Annotated in this window: 16 protein-coding genes and 1 other RNA gene; 12 read left to right on the top strand and 5 right to left on the bottom strand. The window is 49.0% G+C overall.

Features of this window, described 5'->3' with window-relative positions; all coding sequences use genetic code 11:
- Positions 1-93: 93 nt before the first annotated feature.
- The 3 genes from HMPREF2700_RS07535 to HMPREF2700_RS07525 all read right to left on the bottom strand — a co-directional run bounded on the left by HMPREF2700_RS07535 (position 94) and on the right by HMPREF2700_RS07525 (position 4,698).
- A complete protein-coding gene (locus HMPREF2700_RS07535) occupies positions 94-2,484 on the bottom strand; it encodes a type 1 secretion protein (protein ID WP_070591314.1) in 2,391 nt (796 codons plus the stop codon).
- Between the two features lie 315 nt (positions 2,485-2,799).
- Positions 2,800-3,060: a hypothetical protein gene (locus HMPREF2700_RS07530; RefSeq protein ID WP_070591312.1), complete on the bottom strand. Its 261-nt coding sequence runs from the start codon at positions 3,058-3,060 to the stop codon at positions 2,800-2,802.
- Positions 3,061-3,069: 9 nt separating this feature from the next.
- A complete protein-coding gene (locus tag HMPREF2700_RS07525) occupies positions 3,070-4,698 on the bottom strand; it encodes an ABC-F family ATPase (protein ID WP_070591311.1) in 1,629 nt (542 codons plus the stop codon).
- Between the two features lie 185 nt (positions 4,699-4,883).
- Here HMPREF2700_RS07525 and HMPREF2700_RS07520 point away from each other — a divergent pair, with 185 nt between their 5' ends.
- The 5 genes from HMPREF2700_RS07520 to HMPREF2700_RS07500 all read left to right on the top strand — a co-directional run bounded on the left by HMPREF2700_RS07520 (position 4,884) and on the right by HMPREF2700_RS07500 (position 8,549).
- On the top strand, positions 4,884-5,078 hold the full coding sequence (locus HMPREF2700_RS07520) for a hypothetical protein (protein ID WP_036491242.1): 195 nt from the start codon (positions 4,884-4,886) through the stop codon (positions 5,076-5,078).
- 12 nt (positions 5,079-5,090) lie between these two features.
- A complete protein-coding gene (locus HMPREF2700_RS07515) occupies positions 5,091-5,537 on the top strand; it encodes a DUF4124 domain-containing protein (RefSeq protein ID WP_070591309.1) in 447 nt (148 codons plus the stop codon).
- A 160-nt stretch (positions 5,538-5,697) separates the two neighbouring features.
- Positions 5,698-6,534, top strand: a complete 837-nt coding sequence (gene cysT / locus HMPREF2700_RS07510; protein WP_003683475.1) for a sulfate ABC transporter permease subunit CysT — start codon at positions 5,698-5,700, stop codon at positions 6,532-6,534.
- 84 nt (positions 6,535-6,618) lie between these two features.
- Positions 6,619-7,479: a sulfate ABC transporter permease subunit CysW gene (cysW, locus tag HMPREF2700_RS07505; RefSeq protein ID WP_036490816.1), complete on the top strand. Its 861-nt coding sequence runs from the start codon at positions 6,619-6,621 to the stop codon at positions 7,477-7,479.
- The gene (locus tag HMPREF2700_RS07500) at positions 7,476-8,549 is read left to right on the top strand and encodes a sulfate/molybdate ABC transporter ATP-binding protein (RefSeq protein WP_070591307.1); all 1,074 of its coding nucleotides are present in this window, start codon (positions 7,476-7,478) and stop codon (positions 8,547-8,549) included. The genes cysW and HMPREF2700_RS07500 overlap by 4 nt, the downstream gene beginning before the upstream one ends.
- Positions 8,550-8,603: 54 nt before the next feature.
- On the opposite strand, the gene ung is transcribed toward HMPREF2700_RS07500, so the two are convergent.
- Positions 8,604-9,263: a uracil-DNA glycosylase gene (gene ung, locus HMPREF2700_RS07495; protein ID WP_070591306.1), complete on the bottom strand. Its 660-nt coding sequence runs from the start codon at positions 9,261-9,263 to the stop codon at positions 8,604-8,606.
- Between the two features lie 126 nt (positions 9,264-9,389).
- Here ung and HMPREF2700_RS07490 point away from each other — a divergent pair, with 126 nt between their 5' ends.
- The 6 genes from HMPREF2700_RS07490 (at position 9,390) to HMPREF2700_RS07465 (ending at position 14,496) form a co-directional block, all read left to right on the top strand.
- Entirely contained in the window at positions 9,390-9,815 is a 426-nt protein-coding gene (locus HMPREF2700_RS07490; RefSeq protein ID WP_070591304.1) for an NfeD family protein, read from the top strand.
- Positions 9,816-9,824: 9 nt separating this feature from the next.
- On the top strand, positions 9,825-10,787 hold the full coding sequence (locus HMPREF2700_RS07485) for an SPFH domain-containing protein (protein WP_070591303.1): 963 nt from the start codon (positions 9,825-9,827) through the stop codon (positions 10,785-10,787).
- Between the two features lie 75 nt (positions 10,788-10,862).
- A complete protein-coding gene (locus HMPREF2700_RS07480) occupies positions 10,863-12,125 on the top strand; it encodes a multifunctional CCA addition/repair protein (protein WP_070591301.1) in 1,263 nt (420 codons plus the stop codon).
- The gene (locus HMPREF2700_RS07475) at positions 12,125-12,736 is read left to right on the top strand and encodes a hypothetical protein (RefSeq protein WP_070591299.1); all 612 of its coding nucleotides are present in this window, start codon (positions 12,125-12,127) and stop codon (positions 12,734-12,736) included. Before HMPREF2700_RS07480 ends, HMPREF2700_RS07475 begins: the two co-directional genes overlap by 1 nt.
- 63 nt (positions 12,737-12,799) lie before the next feature.
- Positions 12,800-13,111 (top strand): hypothetical protein, encoded by a 312-nt coding sequence (locus tag HMPREF2700_RS07470; protein ID WP_070591297.1) that lies wholly within the window; start codon positions 12,800-12,802, stop codon positions 13,109-13,111.
- Between the two features lie 167 nt (positions 13,112-13,278).
- Positions 13,279-14,496 (top strand): uracil-xanthine permease family protein, encoded by a 1,218-nt coding sequence (locus HMPREF2700_RS07465; protein ID WP_070591296.1) that lies wholly within the window; start codon positions 13,279-13,281, stop codon positions 14,494-14,496.
- 127 nt (positions 14,497-14,623) lie between these two features.
- Here the strand turns inward: HMPREF2700_RS07465 and ffs are convergent.
- Positions 14,624-14,720, bottom strand: an RNA gene (gene ffs, locus HMPREF2700_RS07460) — signal recognition particle sRNA small type.
- Between the two features lie 260 nt (positions 14,721-14,980).
- Here ffs and HMPREF2700_RS07455 point away from each other — a divergent pair.
- Positions 14,981-18,814, top strand: coding sequence for a DUF3683 domain-containing protein (locus HMPREF2700_RS07455; RefSeq protein WP_070591294.1), 3,834 nt, complete (start codon positions 14,981-14,983; stop codon positions 18,812-18,814).
- Positions 18,815-18,941 lie beyond the last annotated feature (127 nt).

Genomic DNA, 18,941 nt, shown 5'->3' with positions numbered 1-18,941 from the left:
GAAAAAGGAATTTTGCAAAGGTCTCAGGCCGTCTAAAACCTATTTCCTAGATTTCAGACGGCCTTTTTTTTATTTAGCCTAATATACTGTCAATCAGATAATTCCAGCATTGGCGGCAACAGCTGTGTCATCATGAACATCGGCCGTATCGACAGACGAGTAGCTCATACGCTCAGTATGCGTATTGACGTCTGACAAATTACTGATATTGCCATTACCTGACAACCTACCCATCAACTCTTGCAGGCTCAATGTACCTTCATCGAAACGGAAGGTATCAATCACGGCATCGTTAATGTTACCGGAAACGAATTGGTCATTGATGGTAATGCTGTCCCCTTCTGACCCCTTAATGGTAATTTTCCAATCGGTATTGCCTCGAATATCAGTGATGGCATCAATATGCAGGTCATTAACAGAGATATTTTGGCCGAATTGCGGTGCATTATGTTCGTCCACATTATCGGTAATCGTATCCTTACCTTCTCCAAGGCTGAAAACATAAGTATCGGCACCCTTGCCGCCTACCAAGTAATCGGTTCCTGGTCCGCCGAACAAGACGTCGTTACCATCGCCGCCATTAAGACGGTCGTCCCCATCATAGCCGAAAATGATGTCATTACCTGAATCACCGTTAATCGTATCATTGCCCAAACCGCCTCTGATACGGTCATTGCCATCGCCGCCGCTGACAAGAGCATGGCTGCTGTCTGTAATGGTGATGATATTATCAGCATCTAAATGATTCGCAGCTTGAGTAAGACTGTGATCATCTACTTCTGCTACATTTTTTGCAGAATTATTTTCTGCTACCGAAAGGCTATGATTATTTTTGATGGTCAATGTAGTCTCGTTTACAGACTCCGGAATATTACCTTCTTTAGGATTACGGGTTTTGGTAATTTCTTGATCGGAAAGATTATTCACAATAGTGTTATTTTCAATTTTGATATTGTTGAGTTCTCCCAAAATATCTTTTTCGGGAGTAGCATAATCCCTGCCTTCTTCCAAATCGATAGAACCTTTAACACGACCATATGTATCTGCATTAGTCCCGTTGTTTACCAGTAAATTATCGTGAACGGAAATACCCGTATCATTGAAATCAAAATTATGGCTTTTTTTGAATACAGTGTTTAAGCGTACACCGCCCCAATTAGCATTATCTTTGATAAGGTTATTGGCTACTTCATGACCTTTGCCGCCAAAGATACCAATACCGGCCGCACGCCAGCCTAATTCAACGGTATTATTCAAAAAGCGGTTGTTTTCAGCAACATGGGCATTAGTATTTTCATGAATGCTCGACCATGTTGCTAAGCCATCATCACCATTGCCACGGATATTGGAATTGATAACGGTGGAATTGCTGGTACCTTGGGCAAAGTTAACTCCGTCTGCAAAGTTGTTGCGAATAGTGGCATTGGAGATAGTCAAACCATCAGTGTAATTTAAAGGTTTGTTTTGAGAATAATCTCCAATCCAAACACCTACTTCAAAATGTTCAATTTTGATATCGTGAATAGAAGAGACAGTACCTAAAGTGCCGGATATCCCTTTGTAATTAGCTTGCTCATTATGTCTTGAATTTAGATTTGAATCCATAGAGAGATTACCCAAATCTATATCTTTACTACCGGGTTCAAAAGTAATACCGCCGCCACCGCTCACATATCCCTTCTCATCATATTTAGCAGCTTCTGTATTCAAAAAATGTAACTTAGTGTGCCATTGCCCTGCACCGGTAATCTTAATGCCATCAGGAACATAAAGAGAAATCGGACGTGAAAAATCAAATTGACCTTCAGGAATGTAAACAGATTTTTTAGACGCTTTGGCAGATTCAATCGCAGACATGAATGCTTGGTAATCATCCGAGCCATCATTGGCGACTGCGCCGAAATCAGTAATGCTGACACTGTTTTCAGGCTGTTTAATGGCATCCGGTGCCTTTTCCAAATCAACCAAATCAATGCCGACTGGCGTGCTGTCGATATTAGTGATGGTAACCTTATCCCCTACCTTGATATTGGCCTCTTTAAATAATTGGCTAACTTCGTCAAATTGGAAGCGGGCAAGCCTATCTGCCGCGGGTGTATCATGAACTTTAACATCGCCATCCGGATGATATTTGTAGTTATCCAAATATTGCCAGTTGGATTTGGAAGATAAATCCAAAGTACCGATCACTGTATTATTGACTTTGACTTCTACTTTACCGCTTTCACCGTCAGGAACGGTATAACGGATGGTTGCGGCATTGGCTTCTGCTTGTGCAACAAATGAAACTGAAGCATTGGTCGGCAAATCGACATATGCCTGACCGCTTGCTTCACGGGCAGTTGCGCGATCTGCTTCTTTAGAAGAAGACTGGTTCTCAACGATACCATTCTTCAACTCGCCTTGTTCTGCCTCGTAAGTCGTATAGGCAAGTTTTGCACCATATTGGGAAGCATTTGGTACTACAGTTTTAAGGTCTACCATTTGATATATTCCTTCAAAAATATCGTATTTTTAAATTAATCTGCGATATAAGCTCCTATTGGTCATAAAATTAGTATAAAAGTTCAGTAATCTATTATTAAGTTTGATAAAAAAAATGCCGTCTGAAAACACAACGGTTTTCAGACGGCATTTCAATACCTTAATAGCTTATCAGTATGGGCTTAAACTAAGCCTTTTTTCTCCAGATAGCTTTCGTAATCACCCGTTTTATATCCATCTTTGTCATCTAATCTGATGAATTATGTGGGCATCTACTACGCGTTAACTTACATTTAGACTACCTGAAACCTTGATTTACTGCGACTTATCCTTCTGCCATGCTTGGTATGAACGAATGGCTAAAAACAGGCAGACAATCCAAATTATACCCAAGAAGCCCCAAACACCGGTTGCACCGAACTCGTTAAATAACCAGGCAACTGCTCGGCCTTTACGAGAAGCGTGTTCAGTATCGACAACATTTACAGTATCTCCAAGCGTAATGTACCAGCCCAGCACTGGCAATACGATTAGCGCAAACAGATTTTGTAGTAGTTTTTTAAGATTTGCATTCATATTGTTTCCTTACAAAACGCCTTTTTTCTCCAGATAGCTTTCGTAATCGCCCAGGTAGTGTTCATATCCGCCTTTGCCATCCAATTCGATGATTTGGGTAGCCAATGAAGATACAAACTGACGGTCATGTGATACGAAAATCAGTGTACCGTTGTATTTTTCCAGCGCCATGTTCAAAGATTCGATGCTTTCCATATCCATGTGGTTAGTCGGTTCGTCCATGACCAAGACATTGGGTTTCAACAGCAACAGTTTGCCGTAAAGCATACGGCCTTTTTCGCCACCGGAGAGAACCTTCACTTTTTTCACGACATCGTTGCTGCCGAAGAGCAAGCGGCCCAAAGTGCCGCGGATGACTTGTTCGTCATCGCCTTCCTGACCCCATTGGCGCATCCATTCGCTCAGGTCCATATCGACGTCGAAGTCGTTTTCATGGTCTTGCGGATAGTAGCCAACACTGGCTTTTTCCGCCCATTTGATGGTACCTTCGTCCGGCAGCAGGCCATCTGAATATTCGGGGTTGTATGCGCCTGCCAAGAGTTTCAGCAAGGTAGATTTACCTGCGCCGTTCGGGCCGATGATGGCGAGGCGCTGGCCTGCTTCAAGGATGAAGTTCAGGTTTTTAAACAACTGGGTTTCAAAACGTTTGGCCAGTTTTTCAACTTCCACAGCCTGGCGGTGCAGCTTGGCTTTTTCATCAGCTTCAAAACGGATATACGGGTTTTGACGGGTAGAAGGTTTGACTTCGACCATCTCCGATTTGATTTTGTCTGCCTGTTTCAGACGGCTGGTTGCCTGACGGGCTTTGGATTTGTTGGCAGAGAAACGGGCGACGAACTCTTGCAGCTCTTGCAGTTTCTCTTTGGCTTTGGCGTTGTCTTTCAGGGCGCGCTCACGCGATTGGGCAGAAGCGAGCATATAGTCGTCGTAGTTGCCCGGATAGATGGTGATGGTGTTGTAGTCCAAATCCGCCATGTGTGTGCAGACTTCGTTCAAAAAGTGACGGTCGTGCGAGATGATGATCATGGTGGAGTCGTATTGGTTCAACACTCCTTCCAACCAGCGGATGGTATTAATGTCCAAGTTATTGGTCGGTTCGTCCAAAAGCAATACGTCTGGCTTGGAGAACAGGGCTTGCGCCAGCAATACGCGCAGTTTGAAGCCCGGAGCGACTTCTGCCATGGTCGCATTGTGCAAATCTTCGGAAATGCCCACGCCGCTCAACAATTCGGCAGCGCGCGCTTCGGCCGTGTAGCCGTCGTATTCGGCGAACTTGGCCTCCAGTTCGGCAGCTTTCATGTAGTCGTCTTCGGTGGCTTCGGGATTGGCGTAAATCGCATCACGCTCGGTCATTGCCGCCCACATTTCGGTGTGACCCATCATCACCACGTCCAGCACACGCATGTCTTCATAGGCAAACTGGTCTTGGCGCAATTTACCCAAACGCACGCCGTTTTCAATCGCTACTTCGCCGGCAGTCTGTTCCAAATCGCCGCCGAGGATTTTCATGAAGGTGGATTTGCCTGAGCCGTTGGCGCCGATCAAGCCGTAACGGTTGCCTTCGCCGAATTTGACGGATACGTTTTCAAACAGCGGCTTTGCGCCGAACTGCATGGTGATGCCGTTGGTAGAAATCATTATTCGTAAAACCTTTATAAATAGAATGTTATAATCGGACGCGATTGTAGCATATTTTTGCAAAGACCTCAGGATTGAGGCCATGGCAAATGTACCCAATGCCGATGTAAGATGAAAACAGGCAACGCTTCACGCAAAAATGAGTTGTAGGCAGCATTTCAGGCCGTCTGAAACGGAGAAACGATATGGAAACGCACAAAATCTATTACGCCGTGATTATTTTGGTATGTGCCGCCTCCATGCTGCTCAGCCCGTTTTTCTATATCCGCCGCACGCGCTCTGGAGCCGAATTACGGCGCGCGCCCAGACAGTGGAAACCCATCCTCTTCGCCAACATCATCATGATTGCGGCTTTGTTTGTTTGGTGGAAATGGTTTTAAGGAAAAATAAAAATGAACAAACTTTGGATCAGCACATTACTGCTCACTTTGACAACTTCGGTTTCCGCCGCGCCCATTTTTGAATGTACCGATTCTGCCGGCCGCAAAGTCTATACCCAAGCCGGCGGCAAAAACTGCAAAGCCAGCAATATCGGCAAACCGTCCGTATATACTTCTGCGCCTGTCTCAACACCGGTAACGCCGACTTCCCCAAGCAAAACCGAGCAAGAAGAAGCTGTCGCCCCGGTCAATCCGTCTGATGTCGGCGCGGCCAAGCGTGCTTTAGATACAGCCAAGAAAAATTTGGAAGAAGGAAAAAAAGTGCGTTATGGCAATGAGCGCAACTATGCCCGCTATCTCGAACGGATCAATGGTTTGGAAAAAGCCGTCCGCTCGGCTCAGGAAAACTATGATGCGGCGCAACACCAGCCTGCATCTCAAGATCCTGTTGCCTATTGATCCTTACCACACCAGCAAGGCCGTCTGAAATTTGATGTTCAGACGGCCTTTTCATCTTTTCAATATAACAAAATCGTCTTTATACCAAACAAAGCATTCTTTCCAGTTTTCAGACGGCCTTGTTAAAGTAAGCGTGTATTAAATTCTGACGGTTGCCATTATGCTGTTACTCAAAACGCCTTCTGTATTGCCGGGTTTCAAGCTCAGCCTGGGTTTGACGGTTTTGTGCCTGTCGCTTTTGGTGGTTTTGCCGTTTGCGATGATGGCGGCCAAAGCGGCGGAAATCGGCTGGAGCGGATTTTGGAACACGATTACCGAACCCAATGTCTTGGCGGCCGTCTGGCTGAGTTTGCGGATGTCGTTTTATGCGATGTTGACCAATATCGTGTTCGGTACGTTGGTCGCCTGGGTATTGGTGCGCTATGAATTTCCGGGCAAAGGGTTGGTAAACGCTTTGGTCGATTTGCCGTTTGCGCTGCCGACGGCGGTAACAGGCATTGCGTTGGCAACCCTGTATGCGCCCAATGGCTGGATAGGCCGTTTTTTCGAGCCTTTGGGTATCAAAATCGCCTTTACGCCCATCGGTATTTGGATTGCGCTGATTGTTGTCAGCCTGCCCTTTATCGTCCGCGCCGTGCAACCGGTATTGGAAGAATTGTCGGGGGAATATGAAGAAGCGGCGGCGACTTTGGGTGCAAGCCGTTGGACTACGTTCCGCCGCGTCCTCTTGCCTGAAATCACACCGGCCCTGTTAACCGGCGCAGGCATGATGTTTGCCCGCTCTACCGGCGAATACGGCTCGGTCATTTTTATCGCGGGCAATATTCCGATGGTGTCTGAAATCCTGCCCTTGATTATTACCGGCAAACTGGAGCAATACGATGCTCAGGGTGCATCAGCCGTTGCTCTGTTTATGCTGATGATTTCGTTTGTCATCCTGTTGATTTTGAACATCATGCAATGGACTTTGAGCCGCCGCGCCGGAGCGAAGGTTTAACAAACAACAGGCCGTCTGAAACATCAAGCAAACATTTTTCAGACGGCCTAAACGGATACAAGAATAAATAGAGGCTTCACTAACATGAAAACCCATTCCACCAATCCAAACCTGAGCGAACCGCGTTGGTTGCGCGTGTTGCTGACTGCTACCGCCTTGGGCTTTCTGCTGCTGATGCTGGTCGTGCCTTTGGTTGCCGTATTCTACGAGGCCTTAAAAGGCGGTTGGGATTTGTACCTGCAATCTCTGACCGATCCCGAAGCATGGTCTGCCATCAAATTGACGCTGATTACCGCGCTGATTGTCGTCCCCGTCAATGCCGTATTGGGTGTGGCGATGGCGTGGCTGCTGACCCGTTTTGACTTCCGCGGCAAGCAGTTGCTGACCACCCTGCTCGATTTGCCGTTTTCCGTATCGCCTGTGGTGGCCGGTTTGATGTTCGTCTTATTGTTCGGCGCGCACACTGCATTGGGCGGCTGGCTCGAAGCGCAAGGCATACAGATTATCTTCGCCATCCCCGGCATTATTTTGGCGACCTTGTTCGTTACCTTCCCTTTTGTTGCGCGCGAAATCATCCCGCTGATGCAGGCGCAGGGCGACAGTGAAGAACAAGCCGCGCTGATACTCGGCGCAAACGGCTGGCAGATGTTTTGGCGCGTTACCCTGCCCAACATCAAATGGGCGCTGCTCTACGGCATCATTCTTACCAACGCCCGCGCGATGGGCGAGTTTGGCGCAGTCAGCGTGGTATCGGGGCACATTCGCGGCGAAACCAACACCATCCCGCTTTTAGTCGAAATCTTCTACAACGAATACAACTTCACCGGCGCATTCGCCCTCTCCGGCGTATTGGCACTTTTAGCCTTGGCCACCTTGCTGGTGCAAAACATCATTACCAAATTACAAGATAAAAAACTCGCCGCCGCCGAAAGGAACGCAGCATGAGCATCACCATCCAAAACTTAAACAAACACTTCGGAGCGTTCCACGCGCTGAAAAACATCAACCTCAACGTCCCCACCGGCAAACTCGTTTCCCTGCTCGGCCCATCCGGCTGCGGCAAAACCACGCTTCTGCGCATTATCGCCGGACTGGAAAACGCCGATGGCGGCCAAATTCTCTTTGACGGCCAAGACGTCACTGCCAAACACGTGCGCGAGCGCAAGGTCGGTTTCGTGTTCCAACACTACGCCCTCTTCCGCCACATGAACGTGTTTGACAACGTTGCCTTCGGTTTGACCGTATTGCCCAAGTCCGAACGTCCGTCCAAAGAACAAATCCGCGCCAAAGTCGAAGAATTGCTCAAACTCGTGCAGCTCTCCCACCTCGCCAAATCCTATCCGCACCAACTCTCCGGCGGCCAACGCCAACGCATCGCCCTTGCCCGTGCGCTTGCGGTCGAACCGAAACTCCTGCTCCTGGACGAACCCTTCGGCGCACTGGATGCCAAAGTGCGCAAAGAATTACGGACCTGGCTGCGCGACATCCATCACAACCTAGGCGTAACCAGCATTCTGGTCACACACGACCAAGAAGAAGCACTCGAAGTTTCCGACGAAATCGTCGTCATGAACCACGGCAAAATCGAACAAACCGGCAGCGCCGAAGCCATTTACCGTAAGCCGGAAAACGCCTTCGTTACCGAGTTTTTAGGCGAAACCGACGCTTTTGAAGGACGCATCGAAAAAGGCATCTGGCATTACAACGGCTTCGCATGGAAATTGGACGCTCACTACAAATGGCAGGAGCAAACTGCTATCGGCTATATTCGTCCGCACGAATGGCAGCTTGCCGCCGAAAATGAAACACCGATGATTCGTGCCAAAATCGAAAAAATCCACGCAGTCGGCGCATTGACGCATATTTTGGTAAAACACGACAAACAAGACGTACATATCACGCTGGCAGGCAGCGATGCAGCGCGTTACCAAATCGCCGAAGGCAAAGAATTGAAGCTGATTCCGAAACAGGTTTATGTCTTTTCTCAAAACGAACTGATTGAATATTCGATTTGAGGCTAAATCATAAGGCCGTCTGAAAATCTGCTTTCAGACGGCCTTTCACTTTATTTAAACCTGCCAATCAATCGGTTCTAAACCATGCGCCTGCAAATAAGCGTTTGCCTGCGAAAAATGTTTGCAGCCGAAAAAGCCGCGATAGGCCGACAAGGGGGAAGGATGCGGCGCGGTCAGTACCAAATGACGGTTGCGGTCGATAAACGCGCCTTTCTTCTGCGCATGGCTGCCCCACAGCATAAAGACCAAATGCTCGCGTTCCTTATCCAATTGTCGGATAACTTCATCGGTAAACGCCTCCCAGCCAAAAGTCGCATGAGAATGCGCCGTACCGGCACGGACAGTCAACACCGTGTTCAACAGCAACACGCCCTGTTCCGCCCAATGCTGCAAATAGCCGTGTTGCGGAATCTGAAAACCCTCAATATCCGTCGCCAACTCTTTATAAATATTGACCAGTGACGGCGGCACCGCAATTTCAGGCTGCACGGAAAACGCCAAACCATGCGCCTGACCTGCGCCGTGATACGGGTCTTGCCCCAATATCACTACTTTTACATTTCCGAATTCAGTCGTCCGAAAGGCATTGAATACATCGCGCTCAGGCGGATAAACGGTTATCCCCGCCTGCCTTTCATGGCGTACCTTCTCCAAAATCGTTTGAAAATACGCCTTTTCTTTTTCCGAACCAATTGCCTCGTGCCAAGTCTGCATTATTTGCCGCTCCGTATTTGAATGGACTTAATTATAACTGAAATAAATTTCAACCTTAGCCTTTTCATTTCAAGCCGCTGCCATTATGATAAGGATTATCAAAAGATTATTAAAAGGATATGCCGCATGACGATATGGTTTGTTGCCGCCGCCGTTGTTCTGATTGTCGAATTGTTTATCGGAACGGTTTATCTTTTGGTTGTCAGCGTAGCGCTGGCCGCTGCCGGAATCATGTACGGATTAAGCGGTCACTTTTCTGCCGCCGTTTTGACCGCCGCCATCATCAGCGCACTCGGTATCTGGCTGGTACACGGCCGTCTGAAAAATCAGTTGTCTCCCCAAGCGCTCAACGATGACTTGGATATTGGGCAAAACGTCCGCATCCTACGCCACCTGCATGACAATATTTACGAAGTCGCCTACCGCGGTACACACTGGCAGGCACAAGCCGAACGGCCTCAAGATACTTTTCAGACGGCCTCAAGCGCTGTCATTACTGCCAAAAACGGCAATCTGCTGATTATCCGCACACTCTCCCAACCATCATCATAAGGAAACATTATGGAATTTCTGCTCAGCCCCATCGTCCTCTTCTTCATCGTCGTTGTTATTTTTGGTTTCAAATCCTTTATTGTCGTGCCGCAGCAGGAAGTTTATGTGGTCGAACGATTAGGCCGTTTTCACAAAGCGCTGACTGCTGGCCTGAACATTCTTATCCCATTTATCGACCGTGTCGCCTATCGTCACTCGCTGAAAGAAGTTCCTTTGGATGTTCCCAGCCAAGTCTGTATTACCCGCGACAACACTCAGCTGACTGTGGACGGCATCATCTACTTCCAAGTTACCGATCCTAAACTCGCTTCATATGGTTCCAGCAACTACATCATGGCGATTACCCAGCTTGCGCAAACAACTTTGCGCTCTGTCATCGGCCGTATGGAATTGGATAAAACCTTTGAAGAGCGCGACGAAATCAACAGCATTGTTGTTGCTGCTTTGGACGAAGCGGCAGGCGCATGGGGTGTGAAAGTCTTGCGTTACGAAATCAAAGACTTGGTTCCGCCGCAAGAAATCCTCCGCTCAATGCAAGCGCAAATTACCGCCGAACGTGAAAAACGCGCGCGTATTGCCGAATCCGAAGGCCGTAAAATCGAGCAGATCAACCTTGCCAGCGGTCAGCGCGAAGCAGAAATCCAACAATCCGAAGGTGAAGCGCAAGCCGCCATCAACGCGTCAAACGGTGAAAAAATCGCCCGTATCAACCGCGCTCAAGGTGAAGCCGAAGCCCTGCGCCTGGTGGCCGAAGCCAACGCCGACGCCATCCGCAAAATCGCCGAGGCTGTCCGCTCCGAGGGCGGTGCTGAAGCCGTCAACCTGAAAGTTGCCGAGCAATACGTTGCCGCCTTCAGCAATTTGGCTAAAGAAAGCAACACGCTGATTATGCCTGCCAACGTTGCCGACATCGGCAGCTTGGTCTCCGCCGGTTTGAAAATCATCGACGGCAACAAGCCTAAAGCCTCATAATAGCGTTCTGACTCAGGCCGTCTGAAAACCCAATACGGCTTTTCAGACGGCCTTTTTATATCGTTCGATTTTTATATGAATACACAAACCATCAAAACCTATCTTGTCGGCGGCGCCGTCCGCGACCATCTTTTAGGCCTGCCCGTCAAAGACCGCGATTGGGTAGTCGTCGGTGCAGATGCACAAACCATGTTGGCTCAAGGCTATCAACCTGTCGGCAAGGATTTTCCCGTCTTTCTCCATCCGGACAGCCACGAAGAATACGCCCTCGCCCGTACCGAGCGCAAAACCGCCAAAGGCTATGCCGGATTCAGCTTTCATGCCGATAAAGACGTTACGCTGGAACAAGACCTGATGCGCCGCGACCTGACCATCAATGCCATGGCTCAAGATTCAGACGGCACGATCATCGATCCTTTTGGCGGACAACAAGACTTGGCGGCCGGCATCCTGCGCCACGTTTCGCCTGCCTTTGCCGAAGACCCTGTGCGTATTTTGCGTATCGCCCGTTTTGCCGCGCGTTATGGTTTTCAAATTGCCGATGAAACCATGTCGCTGATGCGGCAAATGGTAGAAAACGGTGAAGCCGATGCCTTGGTTGCCGAACGCGTCTGGCAGGAATTGGCCAAAGGCTTGATGGAGAAAAATCCGCGCCGAATGATTGAAGTTTTACGCGAATGCGGCGCACTCAAAGTTTTGCTGCCCGAACTTGATGCCCTTTTCGGCGTACCGCAACGCGCCGACTATCATCCCGAAATCGACAGCGGTATTCATACGCTGATGGTTGTACAACGAGCCGCAGAAATGAACCTGTCCCTCGCCGAACGCTATGCCGCCTTATTGCACGACTTAGGCAAGGCAAAAACACCGGCCGACATCCTGCCCAAACACTACGGACACGACGTCAACGGCGTCGAACCCGTCCGCGAAGTCAATCAACGCCTGCGCGCGCCCAAACACTGCGCCGAGCTTGCCGAACTTGTCTGCCGTTGGCACATCATGCTCCATCAAGTCGGGCAGTTCAAAAGCAAAACCATTTTGAATGTTTTGAAAAAAACCGACGCATTCCGCCGCCCCGAACGTTTTCAGACGGCCTTAAACGTCTGCGTGGCCGACAAACAAGGCCGTCTGAACCTTGAAGAAGCCCCCTATCCGCAACGCGAACACTGGCTGGCCTTACTTGAGGCCGCCAACCAAGTAGATGCAGGCAAAATTGCCGCCGAGTGCCGCGCACAAGGCAAAGCCCATTTAATTGCCGAACAAATCGATCACGCACGCTTGGCGCAAATTACACCGCTGCAAAAAGCGTATCAGGCTGAAAAAGTAGGAGGCTATTGATGACATCTTCGCGTTATAAAATTGAACAAACACCTAGCAAAATTACCTTGTCAGCAAAAATTATACGCAACAGACTCAAACTTCTATTAACTTGCAGAGATCTTGTAATCGTACTATTGATATTGGCAAACATTTCAAATTTAAACTTTGAATCAACATTTAATATCATACTCCTCATATTTTTAGGCCTGCTTTCTTGCCAATGTATTTATGACTTACTGTGGCAACTTTTTGGACAAGAATATATCCATGTTCAAAATGGAATACTTTCACACCAATTCGCACTGTTTGGATTGGGAAAAGGTAAAAAATTTTCACTCGTAGAAATATCACAATGGCAGCCACATGAAAACTATGCAAATACTAAAAACACTAAAATCACACTGCGTAACTATTTGAGTCAGAGAAGGAATACATCCACCATCTCCAGCCCCTTACGACAACCAAATAGTAAACAAGGTGCATGGTCATTTGTTTATCATGGGAAAACCATATACATCGGAGAATTTTTTTATAGCGACGATTACCAAGCAATTAACTCTAAATTAAACAACCTAATACCGAAAAAAGCCAAAAAAGGGACACTTTCCGAACCAGAACACGGACTTTGAAACAGCCGCCACAATATCCGCTATAATCCACACCTTGACCATCTTATTTCAACAATAAAAATCATGACTATCCAGACCGATTTACTTCACGAAAAAATCAGCAATGAGGATTATCAACGCCTCATTGTCAAACACAGCGAATCTTTCAGCGATGGCGAAATCCGCCTATTAAACGAAATCCTCGAAAAATTCCGCTTTGATGTCGTACAGGCGCAAGCTTTGGCGCAAGCCGTCATGCAGCAGGTGCGCTTCAATCCGAACGACTACCATATCGACAGCGATGATGAAGATACAACCGGCATCTGTCCGCACTGCATCAATCCACCCATGCCGCCCCTGCGCGATTATTTGGTTTGGCGCGAAACGCGCGGTTGAAAATTTTCCTAATCGATTTTGATAAGTTATTAACTATTCGCTATCGAACAAGGCCGTCTGAACTGGTGTCATCGTTACATTTGTTCAGACGGCCTTTTGTAAATAAATGTTCATGACTAGGATAAATCAGTATAATCTGCGCCGTTTAAATTTTCTTCGGAGCTTTTATGAACCAGCTTAAAACAGCGGTAGCCGGTGCGCAGATTTTGTTTGTCGCATTCGGTGCCATGGTACTTGTGCCGCTACTGACGGGACTGAACCCGGCTTTGGCATTATTGGGCGCAGGCTTGGGCACTTTGTTGTTCCAATTGGTTACCAAACGTAAAGTGCCGATTTTCCTCGGCTCTTCTTTTGCCTTTATTGCGCCGATTATCTACTCCATCGACGAATGGGGCCTGCCTTCTACGATGTTTGGTCTGTTTGCGGCAGGTTTCATGTACTTTGTCTTTGCCGCGCTGATCAGATGGCGCGGTCTGGATGCGGTACACAAGCTGTTGCCGCCCGTGGTTATCGGCCCGGTGATTATGGTAATCGGTTTGTCCGTGGCCGCAGCAGCCAGCAACATGGCCATGGGTCAGGCAGATGGAAAACAGGTCATCGACTATATCGACTCGCTGATTCTGTCGGGCTTTACCTTTGCGGTAACCGTCATCGTTTCCGTATTCGGCAGCAAAATGATGAAGCTGATTCCGATTCTGATCGGCGTGGCTTCCGGCTATGTATTGGCTCTAATTATGGGCTTGGTCGATACCAGCGCCATCATCAACGCTCCTTGGTTTGCCGTCCCTCATTTTGAAACGCCTCAAGTCAACTGGCAGGCTGCTTTGTTTATGTTGCCCGTTGCCATCGCCCCGGCCATCGAACACATCGGTGGCATTATGGCCATCGGTAATGTAACTGGCAAAAACTACACTAAAGACCCGGGCTTGGACAAAACCCTCGCCGGTGACGGCTTGGGCGTGTGCGTGGCCGGTTTGATCGGCGGCCCTCCTGTGACCACTTACGGCGAAGTAACCGGCGCGGTGATGATTACCAAAAACAGCAACCCCGTCATCATGACTTGGGCGGCAATTTTTGCGATTTTCATGGCGTTTTTCGGTAAGTTCAACGCGTTTTTGGCTTCGATTCCCATGCCGGTTATGGGCGGCATTATGTTGTTGCTGTTCGGCACAATCGCCTCTTTGGGCATCAAAACATTGATTGATGCGAAAGTCGATTTGATGCAGCCGAAAAATCTGGTTATCGTCAGCTCCGTATTGACCACCGGTATCGGCGGTATGATTATCAAAGTAGGTACTTTGAGCTTTGCTGGTGTAGGTTTGTGTGCCGTATTGGCGATTATTCTGAACTGCGTTTTGCCCAATACAAAATCAGAAGAAGCATAAATAACTTGTTCAGCGTTCATAAACGCAAAGGCCGTCTGAAAATAAGATTTCAGACGGCCTTTTAATCATTACGCTTTATACAATGAAAAATGCCGGAGACTTAACCATCTCCGGCATTTTTGAATAAGGTGGCGAGCCGAACCCCCGGCACTGGCTCATCAGAGTGGGCTGCTGGCTTCCGCCCCTGACCCGGTGTTCCGAATTACCATGCGGGGAGACCCGCCATAGAAGAAACGCATTATAGCGGTTTTACAGAAAAACTCAAGCGATAAAATCTGTCAGGCCGTCTGAAAACCATTTACACGAAAAGATTGTAAACAATATTACCTAGTTGCAAATCATTCCCATTGAAATGTTTATTGTCTTTTCCGTTGAAAAATATCGAAAATTACACTACATTAACACTTTACGCCATCAATAAGAAATTGCATTTTTCAGACGGCCTTTAATATAAAAACATTACATCCATCAACGGAACACGACCATGACCACGACTACTGCCCCTCAGCGTATTCGAGAAATTCCCTATAACTATACTTCTTATACCGACCGCGAAATCGTCATCCGACTGTTGGGCAACGAAGCGTGGCAAATCCTGCAAGACCTGCGCGGTCAACGGAAAACAGGACGTTCGGCACGAATGCTGTTTGAAGTATTGGGCGATATTTGGGTGGTCGTGCGCAATCCGTATCTGGTCGATGATTTGCTGGAGCACCCGAAACGCCGCGTCGCGCTGGTACGCGAAATGCGCCACCGCTTAAATGAAATCCGCAAGCGCCGCGACGACAATCAGCAAGTGGATGTCTTGGTTGCCGCAGCAGAAAAAGCAGTCGAGCGTTTTGATAGCAGTTTTGATGAAACCAACCAAAAACGCCATCAGATTTTGGAACGCTTAAGCAAAATCACCAAGCCGCACAACATCATGTTTGACGGATTGGCGCGCGTAACGCACGTTACCGATGCGACCGACTGGCGCGTGGAGTATCCGTTTGTCGTCGTCAATCCTGATACCGAGGCAGAAATTGCGCCTTTGGTCCGTGCCCTAATCGAATTGGACTTGGTTATTATCCCGCGCGGCGGCGGTACAGGTTATACCGGCGGCGCAGTGCCTTTAGACGCAAACAGCGCAGTCATCAATACCGAAAAACTCGACAAGCATCGCGGCGTCGAATACGTTGAACTGGCAGGCTTGGACGGCAGACATCCGATTATCCATTGCGGTGCAGGCGTAGTAACCCGCCGAGTGGAAGAAACCGCGCATCAGGCAGGTTTGGTATTCGCTGTTGATCCAACTTCCGCCGATGCGTCTTGCGTGGGCGGTAATGTAGCGATGAACGCAGGCGGTAAAAAAGCCGTACTGTGGGGTACTGCCTTGGACAACCTCGCCTACTGGAACATGGTCAACCCTCAAGGCGAATGGCTGCGTATCGAACGCGTGCGCCACAATTTCGGCAAAATCCACGACGAAGAAACCGCCGTGTTCGACGTACACACGCTGGATTCAGACGGTATTAATATCGTCAATACCAAACGTTTGGAAATCCCCGGCCACAAATTCCGCAAAGTCGGTTTGGGCAAAGACGTTACCGACAAATTCTTGAGCGGTCTGCCCGGCGTGCAAAAAGAAGGCACGGACGGCATCATCACCAGCGTTGCCTTCGTGTTGCATAAAATGCCGAAATACACGCGCACCGTGTGTATGGAGTTTTTCGGTACAGTCGCCACCGCTACGCCGTCCATTGTCGAAATCCGCGATTTCCTGCTTGCCCATGAAAGCGTACGACTGGCCGGTTTGGAACATTTAGACTGGCGTTACGTCCGCGCCGTCGGTTATGCCACCAAAGCGGCAGGTAAAGGCCGACCTAAAATGGTCTTGCTGGCAGATGTCGTTTCCGATGACGAAGCCGCCGTACAGGCAGCCGCCGAACACATCTGCGAACTCGCCCGCGCCCGCGACGGCGAAGGCTTTATCGCCATATCTCCTGAAGCCCGTAAAACCTTCTGGCTAGACCGCAGCCGTACCGCCGCCATCGCCAAACACACCAACGCCTTTAAAATCAACGAAGACGTGGTAATCCCACTCGAAAGGCTCGGTGAGTATTCAGACGGCATCGAACGCATCAACATTGAGCTTTCCATCCAAAACAAACTCAAACTCTGTGCCGCCTTGGAGCAATATCTGTCCGGCAAACTCCCCATCGACAAAATGGGAACAGACCTGCCGACCGCCGAACTGTTGGGCGAACGCGGCAAACACGCCCTAGCCCACGTTTCCGCTGTCAAAGCGCGTTGGGAATGGCTGCTTGCTAACTTAGACGCGCCGCTTGCCGACTATAAAGCACGCTATGGCGCATCCGTCCACGCTGCACCCGAAGCCAAAGACAATGAAAGCTGCTTTATTGCCTTCCGCGATTTCCGCCTGCGCGTGTCTGTCAAAGCGGACGTAATGAAGCCGCTTTCTGAAATCTTCAGCGGCAAAACCGATACCAAAATTATCCAAGGCTTGGGCAAAATCCACGCAAAAACCGTGCGCAGCCGCGTCTTCGTTGCCCTGCATATGCACGCCGGCGACGGTAACGTTCATACCAATATTCCGGTTAACTCAGACGATGCCGAAATGCTTCAGACGGCCTACCGTTCTGTGGAACGCATCATGAAAATCGCCCGTTCGCTCGGCGGCGTGATTTCGGGCGAACACGGCATCGGCATCACCAAGCTCGAATTCCTGACAGATGAAGATTTGCAACCGTTTTGGAACTACAAAAACCAAGTCGATCCGAAACACACCTTCAACCGTCACAAACTGATGAAAGGCTCGGACTTACGCAACGCCTACACGCCGTCTTTCGAGCTTTTAGGTGCGGAATCGCTGATTATGGAAAAATCAGACCTCGGCACCATCGCCGATTCCATCAAAGACTGCCTACGCTGCGGCAAATGCAAACCTGTTTGCTCTACTCACGTTCCGCGGGCCAACCTGCTGTACAGCCCCCGCAACAAAATCCTCGGCGTAGGCTTGCTGACTGAAGCCTTCTTATACGAAGAACAAACCCGTCGCGGCGTTTCCATTAAACATTTTGAAGAACTGATGGACATCGGCGACCACTGTACCGTGTGCCACCGCTGCGTTAAACCTTGCCCTGTCAACATCGACTTCGGTGACGTTACCGTAGCCATTCGCAACTACCTTGCCGATTCCGGTCACAAACGCTTTGCGCCTGCGGCTTCAATGGGCATGGCATTTTTGAACGCCACAGGCCCCAAAACCATCAAAGCCCTTCGCGCCGCCATGATACAGACCGGCTTCCCAGCGCAGAACTTTGCCTACAAAATCGGCAAGCTTCTTCCGATCGGCACTAAAAAGCAAAAAGCCGAACCGAAAGCCACCGTCGGTACCGCCTCAATCAAAGAACAGGTTATCCATTTCATCAACCGTCCTTTGCCCAAAAGCGTACCTGCCAAAACTCCGCGCTCCATGCTGGGTATAGAAGACGACAAGAGCATTCCTATCATCCGCAACCCGGCTTCGCCGGAAGATGCCGAGGCCGTGTTCTACTTCCCAGGTTGCGGTTCTGAGCGCCTGTTCAGCCAAATCGGGCTTGCCGTTCAAGCTATGCTCTGGCATGTCGGTGTACAAACTGTCCTGCCGCCCGGCTATATGTGTTGCGGCTATCCTCAAGACGCAGGCGGCAATAAGGCTAAAGCCGAAGAAATGAGCACCAACAACCGCGTGGCTTTCCACCGTATGGCAAACACCCTCAACTACCTCGACATTAAAACCGTCGTCGTCAGTTGCGGTACCTGCTACGACCAACTGGAAAAATACCGTTTTGAGGAAATCTTCCCAGGCTGCCGTATCATCGACATCCACGAATATCTGCTTGAAAAAGGTGTGCAGCTAAACGGCGTACAAGGTCAGCAATACCTCTACCACGACCCTTGCCACACCCCGATCAAAACCATGAATGCCACACAAATGGCCAGCAGCCTGATGGGACAGAAAGTCGTCTTAAGCGACCGCTGCTGCGGCGAGTCCGGTATGTTTGCCGTCAAACGACCCGACATCGCCACTCAGGTCAAGTTCCGCAAACAAGAGGAAATTGAGAAAAACCTCAAAGAGCTGCCGCAGGGCGAACCTGTCAAAATGCTTACCTCCTGCCCAGCCTGCCTTCAAGGCTTGAGCCGCTACGCCGACGACAACAATATGCCTGCAGACTACATCGTCATTGAAATGGCGAAACACATCCTCGGCGAAAACTGGCTGGACGAGTTTGTAAAAAAAGCCAATAACGGCGGTGTAGAAAAAGTATTGCTCTAAGGACTTAGACAAAAACTTTTGGCTGTAAGAAAGGCCGTCTGAAAATCTTTCAGACGGCCTTTTTATTCAAAAGAATCAAGATAAAATAAACAAATCAAACGCCTTTACAAATAGCGATGTCACACCA

Origin of the sequence: Neisseria sp. HMSC068C04 (genome assembly GCF_001810105.1) — a bacterium.
Taxonomy (GTDB): Bacteria; Pseudomonadota; Gammaproteobacteria; order Burkholderiales; family Neisseriaceae; genus Neisseria; species Neisseria flavescens_B.
The sequence above is the reverse complement of the archived record's forward strand: the minus strand, read 5'-3'. Positions and strand labels throughout refer to the sequence as shown.